Annotated in this window: 16 protein-coding genes; 6 read left to right on the forward strand and 10 right to left on the reverse strand. The window is 63.3% G+C overall.

Translation table 11 applies throughout. The annotated features are described in order from the left end of the window. Positions 1-20: 20 nt before the first annotated feature. Together thiD and lplT are read right to left on the reverse strand one after the other, a co-directional pair. Entirely contained in the window at positions 21-827 is an 807-nt protein-coding gene (thiD, locus tag P3T16_RS06680; protein WP_429341631.1) for a bifunctional hydroxymethylpyrimidine kinase/phosphomethylpyrimidine kinase, read from the reverse strand. Between the two features lie 82 nt (positions 828-909). Then, positions 910-2,217: a lysophospholipid transporter LplT gene (gene lplT / locus P3T16_RS06685; RefSeq protein ID WP_429257600.1), complete on the reverse strand. Its 1,308-nt coding sequence runs from the start codon at positions 2,215-2,217 to the stop codon at positions 910-912. Positions 2,218-2,435: 218 nt separating this feature from the next. Here lplT and alr point away from each other — a divergent pair, with 218 nt between their 5' ends. The 3 genes from alr (at position 2,436) to P3T16_RS06700 (ending at position 5,342) form a co-directional block, all read left to right on the forward strand. Further along, complete coding sequence (alr, locus tag P3T16_RS06690; RefSeq protein ID WP_429341632.1) at positions 2,436-3,506, forward strand: alanine racemase; 1,071 nt, start codon at positions 2,436-2,438, stop codon at positions 3,504-3,506. A 48-nt stretch (positions 3,507-3,554) separates the two neighbouring features. Beyond that, entirely contained in the window at positions 3,555-4,931 is a 1,377-nt protein-coding gene (gene radA / locus P3T16_RS06695; protein ID WP_429257598.1) for a DNA repair protein RadA, read from the forward strand. A 144-nt stretch (positions 4,932-5,075) separates the two neighbouring features. Next, positions 5,076-5,342 carry a DUF2866 domain-containing protein gene (locus P3T16_RS06700; protein ID WP_429257597.1) on the forward strand — a complete coding sequence of 89 codons (267 nt, stop codon included), beginning with the start codon at positions 5,076-5,078 and terminating at the stop codon, positions 5,340-5,342. 44 nt (positions 5,343-5,386) lie between these two features. Here the strand turns inward: P3T16_RS06700 and P3T16_RS06705 are convergent, their stop codons facing one another. Together P3T16_RS06705 and P3T16_RS06710 are read right to left on the reverse strand one after the other, a co-directional pair. Then, the gene (locus tag P3T16_RS06705; RefSeq protein WP_429341728.1) at positions 5,387-6,424 is read right to left on the reverse strand and encodes a CaiB/BaiF CoA transferase family protein; all 1,038 of its coding nucleotides are present in this window, start codon (positions 6,422-6,424) and stop codon (positions 5,387-5,389) included. Between the two features lie 63 nt (positions 6,425-6,487). Then, a complete protein-coding gene (locus tag P3T16_RS06710) occupies positions 6,488-8,428 on the reverse strand; it encodes an ATP-binding cassette domain-containing protein (protein WP_429341633.1) in 1,941 nt (646 codons plus the stop codon). Positions 8,429-8,550: 122 nt separating this feature from the next. Here P3T16_RS06710 and P3T16_RS06715 point away from each other — a divergent pair, with 122 nt between their 5' ends. Further along, on the forward strand, positions 8,551-9,030 hold the full coding sequence (locus P3T16_RS06715) for a glutathione peroxidase (protein ID WP_429257595.1): 480 nt from the start codon (positions 8,551-8,553) through the stop codon (positions 9,028-9,030). 84 nt (positions 9,031-9,114) lie between these two features. Here the strand turns inward: P3T16_RS06715 and cls are convergent, their stop codons facing one another. The 6 genes from cls to dapC form a co-directional block, all read right to left on the reverse strand. Next, positions 9,115-10,563 carry a cardiolipin synthase gene (gene cls / locus P3T16_RS06720; RefSeq protein ID WP_429341634.1) on the reverse strand — a complete coding sequence of 483 codons (1,449 nt, stop codon included), beginning with the start codon at positions 10,561-10,563 and terminating at the stop codon, positions 9,115-9,117. Between the two features lie 168 nt (positions 10,564-10,731). Continuing rightward, positions 10,732-11,616 carry a 50S ribosomal protein L3 N(5)-glutamine methyltransferase gene (prmB, locus tag P3T16_RS06725; protein WP_429257593.1) on the reverse strand — a complete coding sequence of 295 codons (885 nt, stop codon included), beginning with the start codon at positions 11,614-11,616 and terminating at the stop codon, positions 10,732-10,734. Between the two features lie 13 nt (positions 11,617-11,629). Then, on the reverse strand, positions 11,630-12,769 hold the full coding sequence (gene dapE / locus P3T16_RS06730) for a succinyl-diaminopimelate desuccinylase (protein WP_429341635.1): 1,140 nt from the start codon (positions 12,767-12,769) through the stop codon (positions 11,630-11,632). Positions 12,770-12,870: 101 nt separating this feature from the next. Continuing rightward, positions 12,871-13,236, reverse strand: a complete 366-nt coding sequence (locus tag P3T16_RS06735; RefSeq protein WP_429341636.1) for an ArsC family reductase — start codon at positions 13,234-13,236, stop codon at positions 12,871-12,873. Beyond that, entirely contained in the window at positions 13,236-14,063 is an 828-nt protein-coding gene (gene dapD / locus P3T16_RS06740) for a 2,3,4,5-tetrahydropyridine-2,6-dicarboxylate N-succinyltransferase (protein ID WP_429257590.1), read from the reverse strand. The genes P3T16_RS06735 and dapD overlap by 1 nt, the downstream gene beginning before the upstream one ends. A gap of 68 nt (positions 14,064-14,131) precedes the next feature. Further along, positions 14,132-15,349, reverse strand: a complete 1,218-nt coding sequence (gene dapC / locus P3T16_RS06745; protein WP_429341637.1) for a succinyldiaminopimelate transaminase — start codon at positions 15,347-15,349, stop codon at positions 14,132-14,134. Positions 15,350-15,638: 289 nt separating this feature from the next. Between dapC and P3T16_RS06750 the strand changes: the two genes are divergently transcribed. Next, positions 15,639-16,592: a DMT family transporter gene (locus P3T16_RS06750; RefSeq protein ID WP_429341638.1), complete on the forward strand. Its 954-nt coding sequence runs from the start codon at positions 15,639-15,641 to the stop codon at positions 16,590-16,592. Between the two features lie 147 nt (positions 16,593-16,739). Continuing rightward, positions 16,740-20,258 (forward strand): chromosome segregation protein SMC, encoded by a 3,519-nt coding sequence (gene smc / locus P3T16_RS06755; RefSeq protein ID WP_429341639.1) that lies wholly within the window; start codon positions 16,740-16,742, stop codon positions 20,256-20,258. The last annotated feature ends 17 nt before the right edge of the window (positions 20,259-20,275 follow it).

Here is a 20,275-nt window from a genome sequence, read left to right on the forward strand (position 1 = left end):
CGACGTGAACGCCGCCTTTACTACCACCACCGATAAAAATGATGCACCGGCCCGACGCCGCTACCGACGTCCAGCCGGTCGCTCTGTTCGAGCGCGCCGGTCAGGTACAGCTTCGCCTCGGCGACTGCGCTGGCCAGATCGCTACGCTGCGGAATCAGCGCCGCGATCGCCGACGACAACGTGCAGCCGGTCCCGTGCGTATTTTTCACCGGCACGCGCGGGCCGCCGAGCCGCAGTGTGCCGCTTTCCTGAACCAGCCAGTCCGGGCTGTCGGGCGAGGCGAGGTGGCCGCCTTTCATCAGCACCGCACGCGCGCCAAGCGCACGCAGCGCTTCGCCCTGGCGGACCATCGCGGTTTCGTCGGTGGCAGCGGCTTCGCCGAGCAGGGCGGCCGCTTCGGGCAGGTTGGGCGTCAGCAGATCGGCCAGCGGCAACAGTTCATCACGTACTGCCGCGACGGCATCCGGCGCCAGCAGCGCGTGATTGCTCTTCGAAATCATCACGGTATCGAGCACGACGTGCTTCGGACGATGACGACGCAATGCCTCGGCCACAGCGCGCGCAATCTGTGCGTTGGCCAGCATGCCGATCTTGACGGCGTCGATGCGGATATCGTCGAACACGGCGTCGAGTTGCGCGGTGACGAACGCAGGGTCAGGCGTGTGGATCGCCGTGACGCCGCGCGTGTTCTGGGCCGTGAGCGCGGTGATCACGCTCGCGCCGTACGCGCCGAGTGCCGAGAACGCCTTGAGGTCGGCCTGAATGCCAGCGCCGCCGCCTGAATCGGAGCCGGCGATCGTCAGGACGTTGGGTATGGATTGAGTCATGGGAAAGCGTGCGGAAAGGGGGAGATGCGCGTGCGGTCGGACCCGATGGAAGGCTGGCGCGCGAGCGGCGCGCCACCTGTCCTCAGTGCTTCACTTCGCCGATCAGCGCGACGGAGTCGAACGCGCGCTGGTTAGCCTGATGTCGCCGCATCACAAACCACATCATCAGGCAGACGAACGTGCCGAACAGCACGATCACAGCCGACACCGGCACATCGAGCCACACCAGCACGGCGTACAGGCACAGCATCACGAGCACCGACAGGTTCTCGTTGAAGTTCTGCACGGCAATCGAGTGACCCGCCGACAGCAGCACGTGCCCGCGATGCTGAAGCAGCGCATTCATCGGCACGACGAAAAAGCCCGACAGGCCGCCGACGACCATCAGGAACAGATACGCAATCAGCAGATAGCCCGGCACGTGCATCCTGCCGAAATAAATGCCCCAGTGCGCCGGAAACATCGTCTTCGTATAGAACGCCATCAGCATCACGGCGATGCCCATCATGATGCCGACCGGCAGCACCGACAGTGACTTTCTGAGCGGCACCTTCGCGGCCGCGATCATCGCGCCCGCTGCCACGCCGACCGCGACGATGGCCTGCAGGATCGCGCCTTCAGACAGCGACATGCCAAGTGACACTTCCGCCCACTTCAACACGATGAACTGCAGCGTCGCGCCTGCGCCCCAGAAGAGCGTCGTGACCGCGAGCGAGATCTGGCCGAGCTTGTCACGCCACAGCACCAGAAAGCAGTCGGCGAAATCGGTGACGAGTTTGATCGGGCCGCGTTCCTGTTTCGGATAGCGGGCGCCGGTGTCGGGAATGCGCAGATTGAAGAGCGCGGCGATCACATAGAACACCATGATCACGAGCATCGCGGCTTCAGCGGGTGTGTTGATCGTGGGAATGTGATGCCGGAGGATGGGCGCCGCGATGTGCGGGCTGATCAGCGCGCCACCCAGCACCGTGCCGAGAATGATCGAGCCGACGGTCGTGCCTTCGATCCAGCCATTCGCCGCGACAAGCCGCTCAGGCGGTAACAGTTCAGTGAGGATGCCGTACTTGGCCGGCGAGTAGGCTGCGGCGCCGAAGCCCACGATGCCATAGGCAATCAGCGGATGCGCGCCGATCAGCATCGCGATGCAGCCGAGCACCTTGATCGTATTCGTGACGAACATCACGTGACCCTTGGGTCGCGAATCGGCGAAAGCGCCGACGAAAGCAGCAAGAACGACGTACGACAGCACAAAGAACAGCTTGAGCAGCGGCGTCATCCAGTTCGGAGCGTGAAGGTCTTTCAGCAGCGCGATAGCAGCAATCAGAAGCGCATTGTCGGCCAGCGACGAAAAAAACTGCGCGGCCATGATTGTGTAAAAACCTTTTTTCATCTGATGCGATGCTGTCCTCGCTGCGGTCTGTCCGCCCCGGCCGTGTGCAATGCGTCCGGGCTTATGCCGTTCGAAATGGGTTGTGCGCACGGCTTTATATCATGAAAATAGGTGCATTCAGACTAGCAGAATCCTTGATCGCACCGTCTGGCGGCCTCCAGCGCGTTGAAAACGCACTGTAAGCTCCTGATTCGCAAGCGTCTTTACGAAAATATCCTATGCCGCGCCCGCTCTCAGCCACTATTCATACCTCCGCCCTCGCCAACAACCTCGCCGTCGTCCGCCGCTACGCGCCGAAATCCCGCATCTGGGCCGTCGTCAAGGCCAATGCCTATGGCCACGGGCTCTCCCGGGCGTTCCCTGGTCTGCGTGCAACTGACGGCTTCGGATTACTTGACCTCGAAGAAGCCGTGAAGTTGCGTGAACTTGGCTGGGCGGGTCCGATCCTGCTGCTCGAAGGCTTCTTCCGTTCGACGGATATCGACGTCATTGACCGCTACAGCCTCACCACGGCGCTGCATTCGGATGAACAGATGCGGATGCTGGAAATGGCGCGTCTGTCGAAGCCGGTCAATATCCAGCTCAAGATGAATAGCGGCATGAACCGGCTCGGTTACACGCCGGAACGCTACCGGGCCGCGTGGGAGCGGGCGCGCGCCTGCCAGGGCATCGGCCAGATCACGCTGATGACCCATTTTTCGGATGCTGACAGCGAGCGTGGCATCGCGTACCAGATGGAAGCGTTCGAGCGCGGTGCGGAAGGTATCGCCGGCGCGCGCAGCCTGTCCAATTCGGCGGCGACCCTGTGGCATCCGGCAGCGCATTTTGACTGGGTGCGGCCCGGCATCATTCTGTACGGTGCATCGCCGTCGGGCGTGACGTCCGATATCGAAGGCACGGGGTTGCAGCCGGCGATGACGCTCGCCTCCGAACTGATCGCCACGCAGATGGTCGCCGAAGGCCAGACGGTCGGCTACGGCTCGACGTTCGCGGCGCGCGGGCCGATGCGCATCGGCGTGATCGCCTGCGGCTATGCGGACGGCTATCCGCGCACGGCGCCCGAAGGTACGCCGGTCATCGTCGATGGGGTACTGACGCGGCTTGTCGGGCGCGTTTCGATGGACATGATCACCGTCGATCTCACACCGTGTCCGACTGCTGGAGTCGGTTCGCGCGTCGAACTGTGGGGCCCGGCGTTGCCGATCGACGACGTCGCGCGGGCGTGCGGCACGATCGGTTATGAGCTGATGTGCGCCGTCGCGCCGCGCGTGCCGGTGCGTGCCGAATAAGCGTCCGCAGACGCAATCAATCAGAAATCGCAGTAACAGGAAGGGCGCGTGGCTAAACAGAAGACGTTGTACACCTGCACCGAGTGCGGCGGGCAGGCGCCCAAGTGGCAAGGGCAGTGCCCGGCGTGCGGTGCGTGGAACACGCTGGTCGAGACGATTGCCGAGTCGGCTTCGGCGAACCGCTTCCAGTCGCTGGCGAAGAACGCGCCGGTGCAACGCCTCGCAGATATTGAAGCGTCCGACGTGCCGCGTTTCTCGACAGGCGTCAGCGAATTCGATCGCGTGCTGGGCGGCGGGCTGGTGGCCGGCGGCGTCGTGTTGATCGGCGGCGACCCGGGTATCGGTAAATCGACGCTGTTGCTGCAGTCGCTTGGGGAAATCGCGAGCGAGCGGCGCGCGCTCTATATTAGCGGCGAAGAATCCGCCGCGCAGATCGCGCTGCGTGCGCAACGGCTTGCGCTGCTCGATCCGCAGTCGAAGGCGGGTGAGCTCAAACTGCTCGCCGAGATCCAGCTCGAAAAAATCCAGGCGACGATCGAGGCCGAGCGGCCCGACGTCGCTGTTATTGACTCGATCCAGACCATCTATTCCGACGCACTGACGTCGGCGCCGGGCTCGGTTGCGCAGGTTCGCGAATGCGCCGCCCAGCTGACGCGCGTCGCGAAGCAGTCGGGCACGGCGATTATCATGGTCGGGCACGTGACGAAGGAAGGCAATCTGGCCGGACCACGCGTGCTGGAACACATCGTCGATACGGTGCTGTACTTCGAGGGCGATACGCATTCGTCGTTTCGCCTCGTGCGCGCCTTCAAGAACCGCTTCGGTGCGGTGAACGAGCTCGGCGTATTCGCGATGACCGAGCGCGGCCTGCGTGGCGTGTCGAATCCGTCGGCACTGTTTCTGTCGCAGCATGAGCAGACGGTCCCCGGTTCCTGCGTGCTGGTGACGCAGGAAGGCTCGCGGCCACTGCTCGTCGAAATTCAGGCGCTGGTGGATACGGCGCATGTGCCCAATCCCCGGCGGCTTGCGGTGGGGCTGGAACAGAACCGTCTCGCACTGTTACTGGCCGTGCTGCACAGGCATGCGGGCATCGCATGTTTTGATCAGGACGTGTTCCTGAACGCGGTGGGCGGCGTGAAGATTACCGAGCCGGCTGCCGACCTTGCAGTGCTGCTTGCAATCCAGTCGTCGCTGCGCAACAAGCCGCTACCGAAGGGCTTGTTCGTGTTCGGCGAAGTGGGACTGGCGGGCGAAATCCGGCCGTCGCCGCGCGGCCAGGACAGGCTGAAGGAAGCCGCCAAACTCGGTTTTTCGATCGCCGTGATCCCGAAAGCGAATGCGCCGAAACAGCCGATCGACGGCCTGCGCGTCATTGCCGTTGAACGGATCGACCAGGCGATCGACCAGGCGCGCGACCTGGATTGACTGTTCTGACCACCGGCGCTGATCGGGCACTTTTGCCGCGTAATCAGCGGTAAAGGTCTCTACATCGCCTGTAACCCGGTGGACATGGGTTTTCCTTATCCTGCCTGAGTTAGCAGTCCGTCACGGGCGGAAAAGGAACGCGTCTTGAAACAGTCTCATGAATCCTCGGCCGAGCGTCTCATGAACCTGCGCGGCTGCCGCGTGTCGGAGCCGATCCGGCAACCCTGGGGCGGCCGCGGCTGCCGTATTGTCGAGTGGGTCGATACCACCGGAACGATCTCGCGGCGCGTCGTTGCAGAAGATGTCACCGCTGACGAAGTGCGCGCCACCATCGAACGCCACGTCGAAGGGCGCAAGCATGTGTTGATCGACGATGAGCGTGAGCCACGGCAGACCTTGCCGCGACGATGAGGGCCGGCATACGCAAGCGGCTGTCGCTTTTTGCGTTGCGGGCGTTATAGATCGTCCGCGCTTTCCTGTTGCATCGCGAAATCCGGATTGAAGAGCGGGTGCCGCGCCGCTTCAGCCGGCGTCAGCACAGGCGAGACGCAACAGTCGAGCGGTTCCAGCAGCGCAATCCAGTCATCCAGTGTCTGGCTCGCGATGATCGCGGCCAGTTCCTGCGTCAACGCGATGGCGTCCGGGCCACCGATGGCCTGGCCGAGGCTCCAGTGCCGGTCGGCCCAGTCACGGCGGCCGAGTGCCGCGCACAGGGTTTCCCAGAACTTCAGTTCGAGCGCGCCAATGGCGAGCCAGCGGCCATCGCGCGTGCGATACAGGTTGTAGCAGGGCACACCGCCGTTCAGCAGGCCGCCGCCCGCACGCGGGCCTTCGCCTTCGTTGGCCAGCGCGACCTGGGCGACGATGTTATTCGCGTGCGACGCATGCGTCATCGACACATCGATAAAGCGGCCGTTACCGCCACGCGCGACGTGCCACAACGCCGCGAGCATCTGCGTGACGGCAGAGAGCGCGCCACCGAGCAGGTCGGCGATCTGGAAATTCGGCATGATCGGCGTGCCGTCCCGGGCAGCGAGCTGGTCGAGCACGCCGGCATACGCGATGTAATTCAGATCGTGACCGGCAAAGGTCGCGAATGGGCCATCCGAGCCGTAACCTGTAATCGCGCAATAGACGAGTTTTGGATTCTCCACACGCAACAGGTCATAGCCGACGCCGAGCCGGTCCATCACACCCGGCCGGAAACTCTCGACCAGCACGTCGGCTTCCTGAGCCAGCGCGCGCAGCACGTTGCGGCCCGCTTCCGATTTCAGATCGAGCCGCGTTTCGCGCTTGCCGCGATTGATGATCCGGTAGAACGCGCCAGGTCGGCCCGCGAGCCGGTCGGCGGTGCTTTGCATCATCGTGCGCGTGTAGTCGCCGGCGCCGGGCGATTCGATCTTGAGGACGTCCGCGCCCAGTTCGGCGAGCCGCAGTGTCGCCACGGGACCGGGTAACAGGCGCGTCAGGTCGAGTACGCGCAAGCCTTTCAATGCAGGGGGAGACGACAAGGCCAACCTCTCATCGATGCCGGCGCGGTCTCAGTCTGAGCGCCGCTAGCCGATTTGTTCGAGTTCCTCGTGCTTTTCGAGCCATTCGGCTTCGAGCGTTTCGAGGCGTGTAGTGACTTCCGCCTGACGACGGATCGCATCCGTCAGTTTTGGTTTCTGCTCAGGCTCATAGCTGGCTGGATCGGCGACGAACGCGTCGAGCGTCGCTTTTTCCGTGTTCAGCATATCCATTTCCTTTTCGATCTTCGTAATGCGCGACTGCAGCGGCTTTTTCAGATGTGAAAGCTTTTGCCGTGTTTCCGCTTCAAGACGGCGCTGCTCCTTACGGTTAACGGCCGAATCCTCGGCAGATTCAGTACTGCCTGCGCCATTGCTGGCTTTCGCGGCGGCGCGCTGGTCGGCGGCGTGCTGCAGTAGCCAGTCGCGATAGTCGTCCAGATCGCCGTCGAACGGTTGCAGCCGATGCTTCGCGACAAGCATGAACTGATCGGTGGTGGCGCGCAGCAGGTGGCGATCGTGCGAGACGAGGATCAGCGTGCCCTCGAACTGCGCGAGCGCCATGGTCAGCGCATGACGCGTTTCGAGGTCAAGGTGGTTCGTCGGTTCGTCGAGCAGCAGCAGGTTGGGCTTTTGCCAGATGATCAGCGCAAGGGCGAGGCGCGCCTTTTCACCGCCTGAAAACGGCGCGATCGCGGCCGTCGCCATATCGCCGGAAAAATTAAAACCGCCAAGGAAGTCGCGCAGTTCCTGTTCGCGCGTATCGGGTGCGAGCCGGGCGAGATGCCGCAATGGCGAATCGTCTGGCCGGAGCGTTTCCAGCTGGTGCTGTGCGAAGTAGCCGATGCGCAGGCCTTTGCCTTCGCGCACGTGCCCACCCAGCGCCTCGAGCGTGCCGGCAAGCGTCTTGATGAGCGTCGACTTGCCCTGACCGTTTGCGCCGAGCAGACCGATGCGCTGACCGTTCTGGATCGACAACTTCACATGCTGGACGATCGGGATCTCGGTGTTCTCTTCGGTGCGGTAACCGCAGCGGACGTCCTCCATCACCATCATCGGGTTCGGCGCCGAATCAGGCGTGCGGAACTCGAACGTAAATGGCGAAGACGCGTGCGCCGGCGCGATCAGCTCCATTCTTTCGAGCGCCTTCACCCGGCTCTGGGCCTGGCGCGCCTTGGTGGCCTGCGCCTTGAAACGGTTGATGTAGCTCTGGAGATGTTCGACGGTTTTCTGCTGCTTCTCATATGCGCTCTGCTGCAACGCGAGCTGCTGTGCCCGCAGGATTTCGAACTGCGAGTAATTGCCGCCGTAGCGCTTGATCTGCTGTTGTTCCAGATGCAGCGTGACGTTGCAGACGGAATCCAGAAACTCGCGATCGTGCGAAATCACGATCAGCGTGCCTGGATAACGGTGCAGCCAGTCTTCGAGCCACACGATCGCATCGAGGTCCAGGTGGTTCGTCGGTTCGTCGAGCAGCAGCAGATCGGAACGGCACATGAGCGCCTGTGCAAGATTCAGACGCATCCGCCAGCCGCCGGAGAAGCTGCCGACCTGCTCGCGCGTCTGTTCGAGCGTGAAGCCGAGGCCGAGCAGCAGCGCTTCTGCACGGGCGGGCGCGGTGTAGCCGTCGGCGTCGGCAAAGGCTGCGTGCGCTTCGCCTTCGGCGGCGCCGTCATGGGCGGCCGAGGCCGCGGCGATGCGCGCTTCAATCTCGCGCAATGCTGCGTCACCATCGAGTGTGTAGGCGAGGGCGGTTTTGTCTGCTGCCGGCGTTTCCTGTGCGACATGTGCAATCTGCCACGAAGGCGGCATCGAGAAATCGCCGCCGTCCGCGTGCAGTTCGCCGCGCAGCACGGCAAACAGCGTGGATTTGCCCGCGCCATTCGCACCCACGAGCCCCGCTTTCTCGCCGGGGTTAAGGGTGAACGAGGTCTGTTCAAAAAGCGGCTTGGTGCCGCGCGCGAGGGTGAACTGGTTGAAGCGAATCACAGGATGGCCGGCTGGGAAAAAACGCTATTCTAGACCGCGCGGGAAAATGGAGGCATCGGCCGTTCGGCCAGATGTCGCGAAAGAGCATTTAGCTTAGACTGAGTGCTTTCCGGGGAGAGCACATGACTTCGATCTACACGTTTTCCGCGCGTACGCTCGGTGGCGACACAATCGGGCTGGACCGCTATCAGGGCAAGGTATTGCTGATCGTCAACACGGCCAGCGAGTGCGGGTTCACGCCGCAGTATGCCGGGCTGCAGAAACTGCAGGATGAGTACGCCTCGCGCGGGCTCGAGGTGTTGGGCTTCCCGTGCAACCAGTTTGGTAAACAGGAGCCGGGCGATGCCGCCCAGATCGGTACCTTCTGCGAAAAGAACTACGGCGTGTCGTTCCAGATGTTCGACAAGATCGACGTGAACGGCGCAGATGCACATCCGCTCTACAAGTATCTGACCGGCGAAGCGCCTGGTCTCCTGGGGCTCGAAGCCATCAAGTGGAATTTCACCAAGTTTCTGGTCGGGCGCGACGGTACGGTTCTGAAACGCTATGCGCCGTTGACGAAGCCTGAATCGATCACTGACGATATCGAGAAAGCGCTTTAGGCCTTTGTGGCGCTCCGCTGCGGCGCGTCGAGGTATCCGTTTGCCGGCCGGCGCCTTGACGCGCCGCTTCGGAACCGCGCGAAGCTACAGCACTGGCGAGAACAGTCTCGCCACATGCATGGCGACCCGGCGGAGTGCGGGAGCCTTTCGGTATTCGTCCCGGTTGATCTCGAACGAATTCTGGAAGTCTCTCATCAGCATGACTTCCACTTCGGCCGCGAACCTGCGGTCGACCGTCATCACCATGATCTCGAAGTTCAACCGGAACGAGCGGTTATCCAGGTTCGCACTGCCCACCGCCGCCGCGACGCTGTCGATCAGCACGACCTTCTGGTGGAGAAAGCCCGGCCGATAGCGGAAGATCCGCACGCCAGCCCTTACGGCGTCGTACGCGTACAGCTTCGACGCCTCGAAGACGACGATATGGTCGCGCCGGCAAGGGATCAGGATCCTTACGTCGACGCCGCGCATGGCCGCAAGTCGCAACGCGGCGAACACCGCTTCGTCCGGGACGAGATACGGCGTGGTGATCCAGATGCGCTCCTGCGCCGCGTTGATCGCCTCGACGAAAAAGAGCGAGCAGGTTTCCTGCCTGTCGGCGGGGCCGCTCGGGATGACGAGGCAGTGCATGCCTTCGTCGGTGGCGCTGATGGCGTCGATCGAGGGCAAGTCGAAGTCGGGAAGCTGCTGCGTTGCCCAGTACCAGTCTTCGGTGAACACGAACTGGATGCTCGCGACCGCCGGCCCGCGTACCTCGATATGCGTATCGCGCCAGGGGGAGAGCGGCGGATGGCCTCCGAGATACTCGACACCCACATTGTGTCCGCCGACAAACGCGCACTCACCGTCGACGACCACGATCTTCCGGTGGTTCCGGAAATTGAGCTGGAAGCGGTTGACGAATTTCCGGTTTGTCGCGAACGGATGCACCTCGACTCCACCGGCACGCAGCTCCGATGTATACCGATGAGGCAGATCGAAACTGCCAATGCTGTCGTAGAGAAAGTAGATACGTACGCCGTGCGCGGCCTTTGCGAGCAGGGCGTCTTTCAGCATTTCACCGAGCGCGTCGGCGCGCACGATGAAGAACTGAACGATCACATATCTCTGCGCGCCTTCGATCGCCTCGAGGATCGCGGCGAACGTCGCTTCGCCGTTCACGAGTGTGCGGACCGTGTTGCCCGGCAGAAACGGCATGCCCCCGAGACGCGTCAACGAACGGATCACTCGATGGCCGAGTTCATCGGTGGGCCGTCCGCCTGAAGAGGCCCGCGTATCCCATTCGGGTGGATGGGCGAGCGTGCGAAGCGATTCGTTTTCGAGCCGGCGTGCGTCCGCATAGCCACGGAACTTGCTGCGGCCAAGAAACAGGTAAGGCACCAGTGTGAAGTAAGGCATTGCCACGAGCGATACTGCCCAGGCAATCGCGCCCTGCGAGGTGCGGGTATAGAGAATGGCGTGGCAGGCGGCGATCACGCCCAGCACGTGAGCGAGGGCGACCAGACTGCCGACGTGAAGCAGGTCGAATTGCATAAGCGTCCGAAATATTCCCGGTGGCGCGTGAGGCGCAGCGTCGAGGGTAATCCCGCCATCTTACCGAACCCGGCCGATAGCTGGTCGGGTTCGTTGCATTCGTTTTGACTCCGGCCGGTCGCAAAGGGGGCGGGCGACCGACCGTATCGCAGGTCTAAAGCAGGATCGTCAGGACGGAAGATCGGACGCCTGGATCAGGAACACGTTGTCGTCGCCGGCGCTCGTCGACAGCCACACGAGATCCAGGCCGCCAAACGCCGCTTCGACGTTCGCCCGCTCGTTGCCGATTTCGACGACGAGTACGCCTTCATCGGTGAGCCAGTTGCGCGCCTCGGTGATGATGCGACGGACGATGTCCATGCCGTCGACACCGCCTGCAAGCGCCATCTCCGGTTCGTGTTTGTACTCGGCGGGCAGTGATGCCATCGACTCCGCGTTCACATACGGGGGATTCGTGATGATCACGTCATAGCGACGCTCGGGCAGCGGCGCGAACAGATCGCCTTCGAAGAGCGCGATGCGGTCGTCAAGCTCGTATTCCTGCACGTTCTTCGTCGCGACTTCGAGCGCCGGGCCGGACAGGTCGACGGCATCGATGTCCGCATTCGGAAACGCGTGGGCGGCCAGGATCGCGAGGCTCGCCGATCCCGTGCACAACTCGAGCACGGCGCCAACCTGCTCGGGATCGTCGACGTACGGTTGCAGGCCGTCCTGCAGCAGTTCGCCGATGAACGAGCGCGGCACGATCACACGCTCGTCGACGTGAAAGCGGAACCCGTGCATCCACGCTTCCTGCGTGATGTACGCGGCCGGCACGCGTTCGGTGGCGCGCCGTTCGATCACGCGCAGGATCGTCTCGATCTCGGGCGTGGTCAGCTTCGCGTCCAGAAACGGATCGAGCAGATCGAGCGGCAGATGCAGCGAGTGCAGGATCAGATAGGCGGCTTCGTCATAGGCATTGGCGGACCCATGCCCGAACGAGAGTTCGGCCTGATTGAAGCGCGAGACCGCGAAACGCAGCAGGTCGCGGACAGTGGAAAACGGAAGCGTCATGTTGGGTCCCTGGTCAGGCGACTAGTTGTTCGAGCACACGGCGATACACGTTTTTGAGCGGTTCGATGAATGCAACATCGATGTGTTCGTCGATCTTGTGGATGCTGCCGTTCGGCGGTCCGAATTCGACAACCTGTTCGCAGATGCGCGCGATGAAACGGCCGTCGGACGTACCGCCTGTCGTCGACAGTTCGGTGGTGACGCCGGTTTCGTCGCTGATCGCCTTTGCCAGCGCGTTCGAGAGATCACCGCGCGGCGTAAGGAACGGCAGGCCGCTGACGGTCCACTTCAGGTCGTATTCGAGCCCGTGTTTATCGAGAATCGCGTGCACGCGCCGCTGTAATCCCTCGACCGTGCTTGCCGTCGAAAAGCGGAAGTTGAACAGCACGTCGGCATGACCTGGGATCACGTTGCTTGCGCCCGTGCCACTGTGGATGTTCGACACCTGCCACGTAGTGGGCGGGAAATACTCGTTGCCGTCGTCCCAGCGCTCGGCGACCAGTTCGGCCAGCGCGGGCGCGAGCAGGTGCACCGGATTCTTCGCCAGATGCGGATAGGCAATGTGGCCCTGCACGCCTTTCACAACGAGCTTGCCGGACATCGAGCCACGCCGGCCATTCTTGACCATGTCGCCGAGCGTTTCGCTCGACGTCGGTTCGCCGACGATGCAGTAGTCCATCCGCTCGCCCCGCGCCTGCAGCGCTTCGACGACCTTGATCGTGCCGTCGGTGGCCGGACCTTCCTCGTCGCTCGTGATGAGGAAGGCGATCGATCCGCGATGTTCCGGATGCGCCGCGACGAATTCCTCGCTCGCCACCACGAAACCGGCGATCGACGTTTTCATGTCGGCGGCGCCGCGACCGTACAGCTTGCCGTCGCGATGCGTCGGCTCGAACGGCAGCGACGTCCATTGTTCCAGCGGGCCGGTCGGCACGACATCCGTGTGGCCGGCGAAGGCGAGCAGTTTGCCATCGGTGCCGTCGATACCGCGTTTCACGGCCCACAGGTTCGTGACGCCGTGCGATTCGATCGTCTCGCAGACGAAGCCGATCGCCGAGAGGCGCCCGATCAGCAGGTTCTGGCAATGCTGGTCGTCGGGCGTGACGGATGCGCGCGCGATCAACTGTTCAGTAAGGGCAAGGGTGCCGGACATGTTTGGGTACTAACCACCTGAGATGAAAAAATGCCGGCGCGCACGCCGGCAACAATCTTTTGCAGAACGATGACGTGGATGTCGGTCAGCCGCGCCGACGACTAGCCAAACAGCGTCTCGTACTGTTCCTCTGAAAAGCCGAGTGTCTTGACCCGTCCGTTCACGACCACCACCGGCCGCCTGATCACCGACGGCTTGTGGATCATCAACGCGATCGCACCGGCTTCGGTATCGGCAGCCGCCTTCATGCTGTCGGACAGCGCGCGCCACGTCGTGCCGCGCCGGTTCAGCAACGCGTCGAGCGACACGTCCTTCAGCCAGTCCTGCACGAGCGGCGCCGTAACGCCCGCTTTCTTGAAGTCGTGAAACTCGAACTCGACGCTATGTTCTTCCAGCCACACGCGGGCTTTCTTCACGGTGTCGCAGTTCGGGATGCCGTAGACGACGGTCTTGTTGGCGCGAGCCATCAATCGCCTCGCAGCAACTCGTTGAGGCCGACCTTCGCGCGCGTCTTTGCGTCGACTTTCTTGACGATCACGGCGCAGTAAAGGCTGTGCGAACCGTCTTTCGAAGGCAGGTTGCCCGCCACGACCACCGAGCCCGCCGGAATGCGGCCATATGTGACTTCGCCGGTTTCGCGGTCGTAAATCTTTGTGCTCTGGCCGAGGTACACGCCCATCGAGATCACTGAGTTCTCTTCGACGATCACGCCTTCCACGACTTCCGAGCGCGCGCCGATAAAGCAGTTGTCTTCGATGATGACCGGGTTCGCCTGAAGCGGCTCCAGCACGCCGCCGATGCCAACGCCGCCCGACAGGTGCACATTCTTGCCGATCTGCGCGCATGAGCCGACGGTGGCCCACGTATCGACCATCGTGCCTTCGTCGACATAAGCGCCGATGTTCACGTACGACGGCATCAACACGACGTTCTTCGCGATGAACGAGCCGCGGCGCGCGATGGCGGGCGGCACGACGCGAAAGCCGCCGGCAGCGAAATCTTCAGCGGTGTAGTTCGCGAACTTCGACGGCACCTTGTCGTAGAACTGCGAGTATCCGCCGGCCGGTTGCGGCACGTTGTCTTCCAGGCGGAACGACAGCAGCACCGCTTTCTTCAGCCATTGATTGACGGTCCAGTCGCCATCCTTCTTTTCGGCGACGCGCAGCGTGCCCTTATCGAGCTGCTCGATGGCGTGCGAGACGGCTTCACGCACTTCGGCGGGCGCGGCCTTCGGTGACAGCCCGGCGCGGTTTTCCCAGGCGTTATCGATGATCTGCTGAAGTTGTTGCGACATGTTCGTGATTTCTGAAGAGTTGAAGTCGGTGGAGAGGGCGGCGCCGGCGTGTAGCGGTTTTCGACGCGTTATCGCGCCAGTGAACGGCAAAAGTCGACGATCCGCTGTGCGCCTTCCGTGCATTCGTCGACGCCGGCGACGAGCGCCAGGCGCACGAAATTGCGGCCGGGGTTCGTGCCTTGCGCGGTGCGCGCCAGGAACGATCCGGGCAGAACGGTCACATTATAGTCGGCGTACAGGCGCTGGGCGAAGTCAGTATCCGAAAGGCCAGTGCGCGATACGTCGGCCCACAGGTAGAACGCGGCGTCCGGCAGGCGCACGTCGAGCACATCGGCGAGCATCGGCGTCACGGTCGAGAACTTCTGCACGTACTTCGCGCGGTTTTCGCGCACGTGCGCCTCGTCGTTCCACGCGGCAATGCTGGCCGTCTGGTAGACCGTCGAGAGCGCCGTGCCGTGGTACGTCCGGTACAGAAGGAACTGCTTCAGGATGGCGGCGTCGCCCGCGACGAAGCCCGAGCGCATGCCCGGCACGTTCGAGCGCTTCGACAGGCTCGAAAGCATGACCAGACGCTCAAAACTGCGGCCCAGCCTGTGCGCAGCTTCGAGACCGCCCAGTGGCGGCGTCGCTTCGTCGAAATAGATCTCCGAATAGCACTCGTCGGACGCGATCACGAAGCCGTAAAGGTCCGACAGCGCGAACAGTTCCCGCCAGTCGTCGAGCGTCAGCACCGCGCCTGTCGGATTGCCCGGCGAGCACACGTACAGCAGCTGCGTGCGCGCCCAGATATCTTCAGGAACTGCTGCGTAATCGCAGGCAAAGTTGCGCGCCGGATCGCTGTTCGCGAAGTACGGCTGCGCGCCGGCCAGCAGCGCCGCGCCCTCATAGATTTGATAGAACGGGTTCGGACAGAGTACGATCGCAGGCTTGCCAACGACCTTTTTCGACGGATCGATCACGGTCTGCGCGAGCGCGAAGAGCGCTTCGCGCGAGCCGGCAACGGGCAGCACCTCAGTCAGCGGATTGACTGCGGGCAGGCTGTAACGCTGGGTGACCCAGCGCGCGATCGACTCGCGCAGCGCTTCCGAACCGAGCGTCGCCGGGTACGAAGCCAGGCCGCCGAGCGATTCGATGACAGCATCGCGGATCAGCGCAGGCGTCGGATGTTTGGGCTCGCCGATGCCGAAGCTGATATGGGCGAGACCGGCGGGCGGCGTGACATCCTTGAAAAGCGCACGCAGCTTTTCGAACGGATAGGGCTGGAGGGAGTCGAGTAGCGGGTTCACTGGGCGGATCGAGCCTGATCGAAGACGGACAAACACAGATGAAGGCGGCGCGCGGCGACATCCTGGCAGCGGGAAGTAGCGACCGGCGGCGAGCATTGGATTATAGCGTGCCAGAGGGGCTCCGGGCCCACGGCGCGCGGCGGGCAGCAGGGCGGAAGCCCTGGCGGCCGGGCCAGACAGGAGGCGGGATGCGAGCGGTAAACAGTGAAAGGCGGTTCGGCGAAAGGCGGATCGACGGAAGGCGGGCCGGCTGGACGGGCGCGGCAGGCACCACGTTGGGTAACGGACGATGAATAACTGGCTTCGCAACGGCTGGCCGACGCTCGCGATCATGATGGGCGCATCGGTCTGGGGCCTGATCTGGTATCCGCTGCGCATGCTGGCCGCGCTTGGCGTGACCGGCACGGCGGCAAGCGCCCTGACGAGCGGCGCCGGGTGTCTCTTCGTGCTGATTTTGCGCCGTCGCGCGATCGCGACCGTCAAGTGGCACTGGCTGCTCCCCGCACTGGCGCTTGCGGCGGGTGTGACGAACCTCGGCTTCGTATGGGGCTCGATCCACGGCGAAGTCATGCGCGTGCTGCTGCTGTTCTATCTCACACCCGCGTGGACTGCGCTCTTCGCGCATTTCATCCTGCACGAACGGCTGACGTGGTCAGGGGCGGCGCTGGCCGCGCTGTCGCTGGCGGGCGCAATGATGATGCTGTGGTCGCTGCAACTTGGCATTCCAGTACCGGGCAACCTGGCCGAATGGGCAGGGCTGGCTGGCGGCATGGGCTTCGCGATGAGCAACGTGCTGATCCTGAAGGCAAGCCGCGTGCTCCCCGACATGAAGCCGGAGATGCGGACGGCGACGATCTTCGGCGGCGCGGCGATATTCAGTTCGTTCGCGTCGTTTTTTGAAGCGATGCCCGCGCCGCCTGCGGGCTCGCATCTGGCCACGGCCGCTTTGCTCGTGCTCGGTCTGGGCTTCGTGCTCGGGTCCAACAATATGCTCGTGCAATACGGCTTGTCGCGCGTACCGGCTAACCGCGCGTCGATCATCATGCTGTTTGAGATCGTGATTACGGCGCTATCGGCATGGCTCTTCGCTGGCGAGACGCCCGGTCCGCGCGAATGGGCAGGCGGTGCATGCATCGTGCTGGCCTCTGCGCTCTCGAGCTGGGTGCATCGCACGAAGGCAAAGCCCGAAATCGGCCCGCACCCAGACCAGGACCGCCAGGATCGAGAACGCGCGATGGTATGATTGCCTCTGCCTGCCGGGGCGCGCTTGACCGCGTGCCTTCGGCGCGAGTACCGCGGAGGTCCCGCGTACCGTTTCGCGATGTTCGCAGATGGTGCCGGGAGCCGGGCGGTCCGATTCAATTTTCCCTTTTCAATCAGCGATATCGCCGTGCGTCTGACCTCGATCAAACTCGCTGGCTTCAAATCATTCGTCGACCCCACGCATTTCCAGGTTCCAGGCCAGCTCGTTGGCGTGGTGGGTCCGAACGGTTGCGGCAAATCCAACATCATCGATGCCGTGCGCTGGGTGCTCGGCGAATCGCGCGCCTCCGAACTGCGCGGCGAATCGATGCAGGACGTGATCTTCAACGGCTCGACGGCGCGCAAGCCGGGTAGCCGCGCCAGTGTCGAACTCATCTTCGACAATGCCGACGGCCGTGCCGCCGGGCAGTGGGGTCAGTATGCCGAGATCGCCGTCAAGCGTGTGCTGACGCGCGACGGTACATCGAGCTACTACATCAACAATCTGCCGGCCCGCCGGCGCGACATCCAGGACATCTTCCTCGGCACCGGCCTCGGTCCGCGTGCGTACGCGATCATCGGGCAGGGCATGATCGCGCGGATCATCGAGGCGAAGCCCGAAGAGTTGCGTGTGTTCCTCGAAGAAGCCGCGGGCGTGTCGAAGTACAAGGAACGCCGCCGCGAGACGGAAAGCCGTTTGCATGACACGCGCGAGAATCTGACGCGTGTTGAGGACATCGTCCGCGAACTGGGTTCGAACCTCGAAAAGCTCGAAGCACAGGCGGTTGTCGCAACGAAGTTCAAGGAACTGCAGGCCGACGGCGAAGAGAAGCAGCGCCTGCTGTGGCTGTTGCGCAAGAACGAGGCTGGCAGCGAGCAGGAACGCCAGCAGCGCGCCATCGAGCAGGCCCAGATCGATCTCGAAGCGCACACCGCGAAGCTGCGCGAAGTCGAAGCGCAACTGGAAACGCTGCGCGTTGCACATTACTCCGCCAGCGATGCGATGCAGGGCGCGCAAGGCGCGCTCTACGAGGCGAACGCCGAAGTCAGCCGTCTCGAAGCGGAAATCCGCTTCATCGTCGAATCGCGCAACCGCGTCCAGGCGCAGATCGCTGCCCTGACTGCGCAGCGCGAGCAGTGGCAGTCGCAGGCTGAGAAAGCGCAGGGCGACCTCGAAGACGCGGAAGAACAACTGGCGGTCGCGGAAGAAAAGGCCGCGGTCGCGGAAGACGAAGCGGCCGCAAAACACGACGCAATGCCGGCGCTCGAAGCCCGCTGGCGCGATGCGCAGACGCAGCTGAACGAAGAGCGCGGCGGCATTGCGCAGACCGAGCAGGCGTTGAAGCTCGAAGCCGCACATCAACGCAATGCCGACCAGCAGTTGCAGCAGCTGCAGCAGCGTCATGAGCGCCTGAAGCAGGAAGCGGGCGGCCTTGACGCCCCGGACGAGGCGCAGCTCGAAGAGCAGCGCATGCAGCTTGCCGAACACGAGGAAATCCTGAGCGAAGCGCAGGCACGTCATGCGGATGCGCAGGAAACGTTGCCGCGTCTCGATGGCGAACGTCGTGCTGCGCAGGAGCGCGTGCAGGCGGAAAGCGCGCAGATTCACCAGCTCGAAGCGCGGCTTTCTGCGCTGAAGCAGCTTCAGGAGAATGTGCAGACCGAGGGCAAGATCCAGCCCTGGCTCGACAAACACGAGTTGAGTGCATTGCCGCGTCTGTGGAAGAAACTGCACGTCGAGGCGGGCTGGGAAACGGCGCTCGAATCGGTGTTGCGTGAACGCCTGGCCGCGCTCGAAGTATCGAATCTCGACTGGGTCAAGGCATTCGCGACCGATGCGCCGCCGGCCAAGCTCGCGTTCTACGCACCGCCTCTCGCCAGTCAGCCGGCCGACGTGCCGGCGACGTTGCGCCCGCTGCTGTCGCTCGTCCGTATCGACGATGCAGGTTTGCGCGCGGTGCTCAACGACTGGCTCGGTCAGGCGTTCGTTGCAGACGACCTCGCACAGGCGCTGGCCATGCGCTCGCAATTGCCGGCAGGCGGCACGTTTGTCGTCAAGGCCGGGCACGTGGTGACACGGGTCGGCGTGCAACTCTACGCGGCCGATTCCGAACAGGCCGGCATGCTGGCCCGTCAACAGGAAATCGAAAACCTGACGCGTCAGGTGCGAGCGCAGGCGCTTCTCGCCGACGAAGCCAGGGCTGCCGCGATCCGCGCAGAAGCCGCGCATACGCAGGCATCGCAGACGCTGTCCGACGTGCGCTCGCAGGCCGAGCGCGCGACGCAGCGCGTGCACGCTTTGCAGATGGATGTGCTCAAGCTGACGCAGGCGCACGAGCGCTACACGCAGCGCAGCACGCAGATCCGCGAGGAACTGGAAGAAATCACCGCGCAGATCGAAGAGCAGCGTGCGTTGCGTGGCGAGTCTGAAGCGAATTTCGAACGTCACGATACGCAGCTGGCCGAACTGCAGGCACGTTTCGAAGACAACCAGCTTGCGTTCGAAGCGCTTGACGAAGCGCTGACTGCCGCACGCGCGCAATCGCGCGATCTCGACCGCGCCGCCACCGACGCGCGCTTCGCCGCGCGCAACATGGCGAACCGCATCGATGAGTTGAAACGCAGCATCCAGGTTGCGCACGAACAGAGCGAGCGCGTCGCGGCATCGCTGGAAGATGCACGCGCCGAACTGGAAACGATCAACGAGCAGACGGCGCACACCGGCCTCCAGGGCGCGCTCGAAGTGCGCGCAGTGAAGGAGGAATCGCTGCACGCCGCACGTCTCGAACTCGACGACCTGACCGCGAAACTGCGTGCGGCCGACGAAACCCGTCTGACCGCAGAGCGTGCATTGCAACCGCTGCGCGACCGCATCACCGAGCTGCAGTTGAAGGAACAGGCGGCGCGCCTGAACGGCGAGCAGTTCGTCGAACAGCTTGCTGCGGCGGGCGTCGATGAAGCCGAGTTGCAGGCGAAGCTCACGCCGGACATGAAGCCGTCGTATCTGCAGGGCGAAGTCACCCGCCTGAACAATGCAATCACGGCGCTCGGGCCGGTGAACATGGCCGCGCTCGATGAACTGAAGGCGGCGAGCGAACGCAAGACGTTCCTCGACGCGCAGTCGGCCGACCTGAACAACGCGATCGAAACGCTCGAAGACGCGATCCGCAAGATCGACCAGGAAACCCGCACGCTGCTGCAGGGCACGTTCGACGAAGTCAACAGACACTTCGGCGAGCTGTTCCCGCGTCTGTTCGGTGGCGGTCAGGCGAAGCTCATCATGACCGGCGACGAAATTCTCGACGCGGGTGTCCAGGTGATGGCGCAACCGCCAGGCAAGAAGAATTCGACCATTCATCTGCTGTCGGGTGGTGAAAAGGCGCTGACGGCCACGGCGCTCGTGTTCGCGATGTTCCAGCTGAACCCGGCGCCGTTCTGTCTGCTGGACGAAGTGGACGCGCCGCTCGACGACGCGAACACCGAACGCTTCGCGAACCTGGTGCGCGCAATGTCGGCCAAGACGCAGTTCCTCTTCATCTCGCACAACAAGATCGCGATGGAAATGGCGCAGCAACTGATCGGTGTGACCATGCAGGAGCAGGGCGTGTCGCGGATCGTCGCGGTCGACATGGAATCGGCCGCGGGCTTTGCACAGAATATTGTTTGACCAGAAGAATGATTCGA

The organism is Paraburkholderia sp. GAS42 (assembly GCF_050436565.1).
Lineage (GTDB): Bacteria > Pseudomonadota > Gammaproteobacteria > Burkholderiales > Burkholderiaceae > Paraburkholderia.

What these genes read in the sequence shown, in the direction of transcription:
- cls (WP_429341634.1), bottom strand. Translation starts at nt 10,563, where the DNA reads ATGCAATTCGACCTGCTTCACGTCGGCAGTCTGGTCGCCCTCGCTCAC.
- P3T16_RS06750 (WP_429341638.1), top strand. Translation starts at nt 15,639, where the DNA reads ATGAATAACTGGCTTCGCAACGGCTGGCCGACGCTCGCGATCATGATG.
- prmB (WP_429257593.1), bottom strand. Translation starts at nt 11,616, where the DNA reads ATGACGCTTCCGTTTTCCACTGTCCGCGACCTGCTGCGTTTCGCGGTC.
- P3T16_RS06735 (WP_429341636.1), bottom strand. Translation starts at nt 13,236, where the DNA reads ATGGCTCGCGCCAACAAGACCGTCGTCTACGGCATCCCGAACTGCGAC.
- dapD (WP_429257590.1), bottom strand. Translation starts at nt 14,063, where the DNA reads ATGTCGCAACAACTTCAGCAGATCATCGATAACGCCTGGGAAAACCGC.
- thiD (WP_429341631.1), bottom strand. Translation starts at nt 827, where the DNA reads ATGACTCAATCCATACCCAACGTCCTGACGATCGCCGGCTCCGATTCA.
- alr (WP_429341632.1), top strand. Translation starts at nt 2,436, where the DNA reads ATGCCGCGCCCGCTCTCAGCCACTATTCATACCTCCGCCCTCGCCAAC.
- dapE (WP_429341635.1), bottom strand. Translation starts at nt 12,769, where the DNA reads ATGTCCGGCACCCTTGCCCTTACTGAACAGTTGATCGCGCGCGCATCC.
- lplT (WP_429257600.1), bottom strand. Translation starts at nt 2,217, where the DNA reads ATGAAAAAAGGTTTTTACACAATCATGGCCGCGCAGTTTTTTTCGTCG.
- P3T16_RS06715 (WP_429257595.1), top strand. Translation starts at nt 8,551, where the DNA reads ATGACTTCGATCTACACGTTTTCCGCGCGTACGCTCGGTGGCGACACA.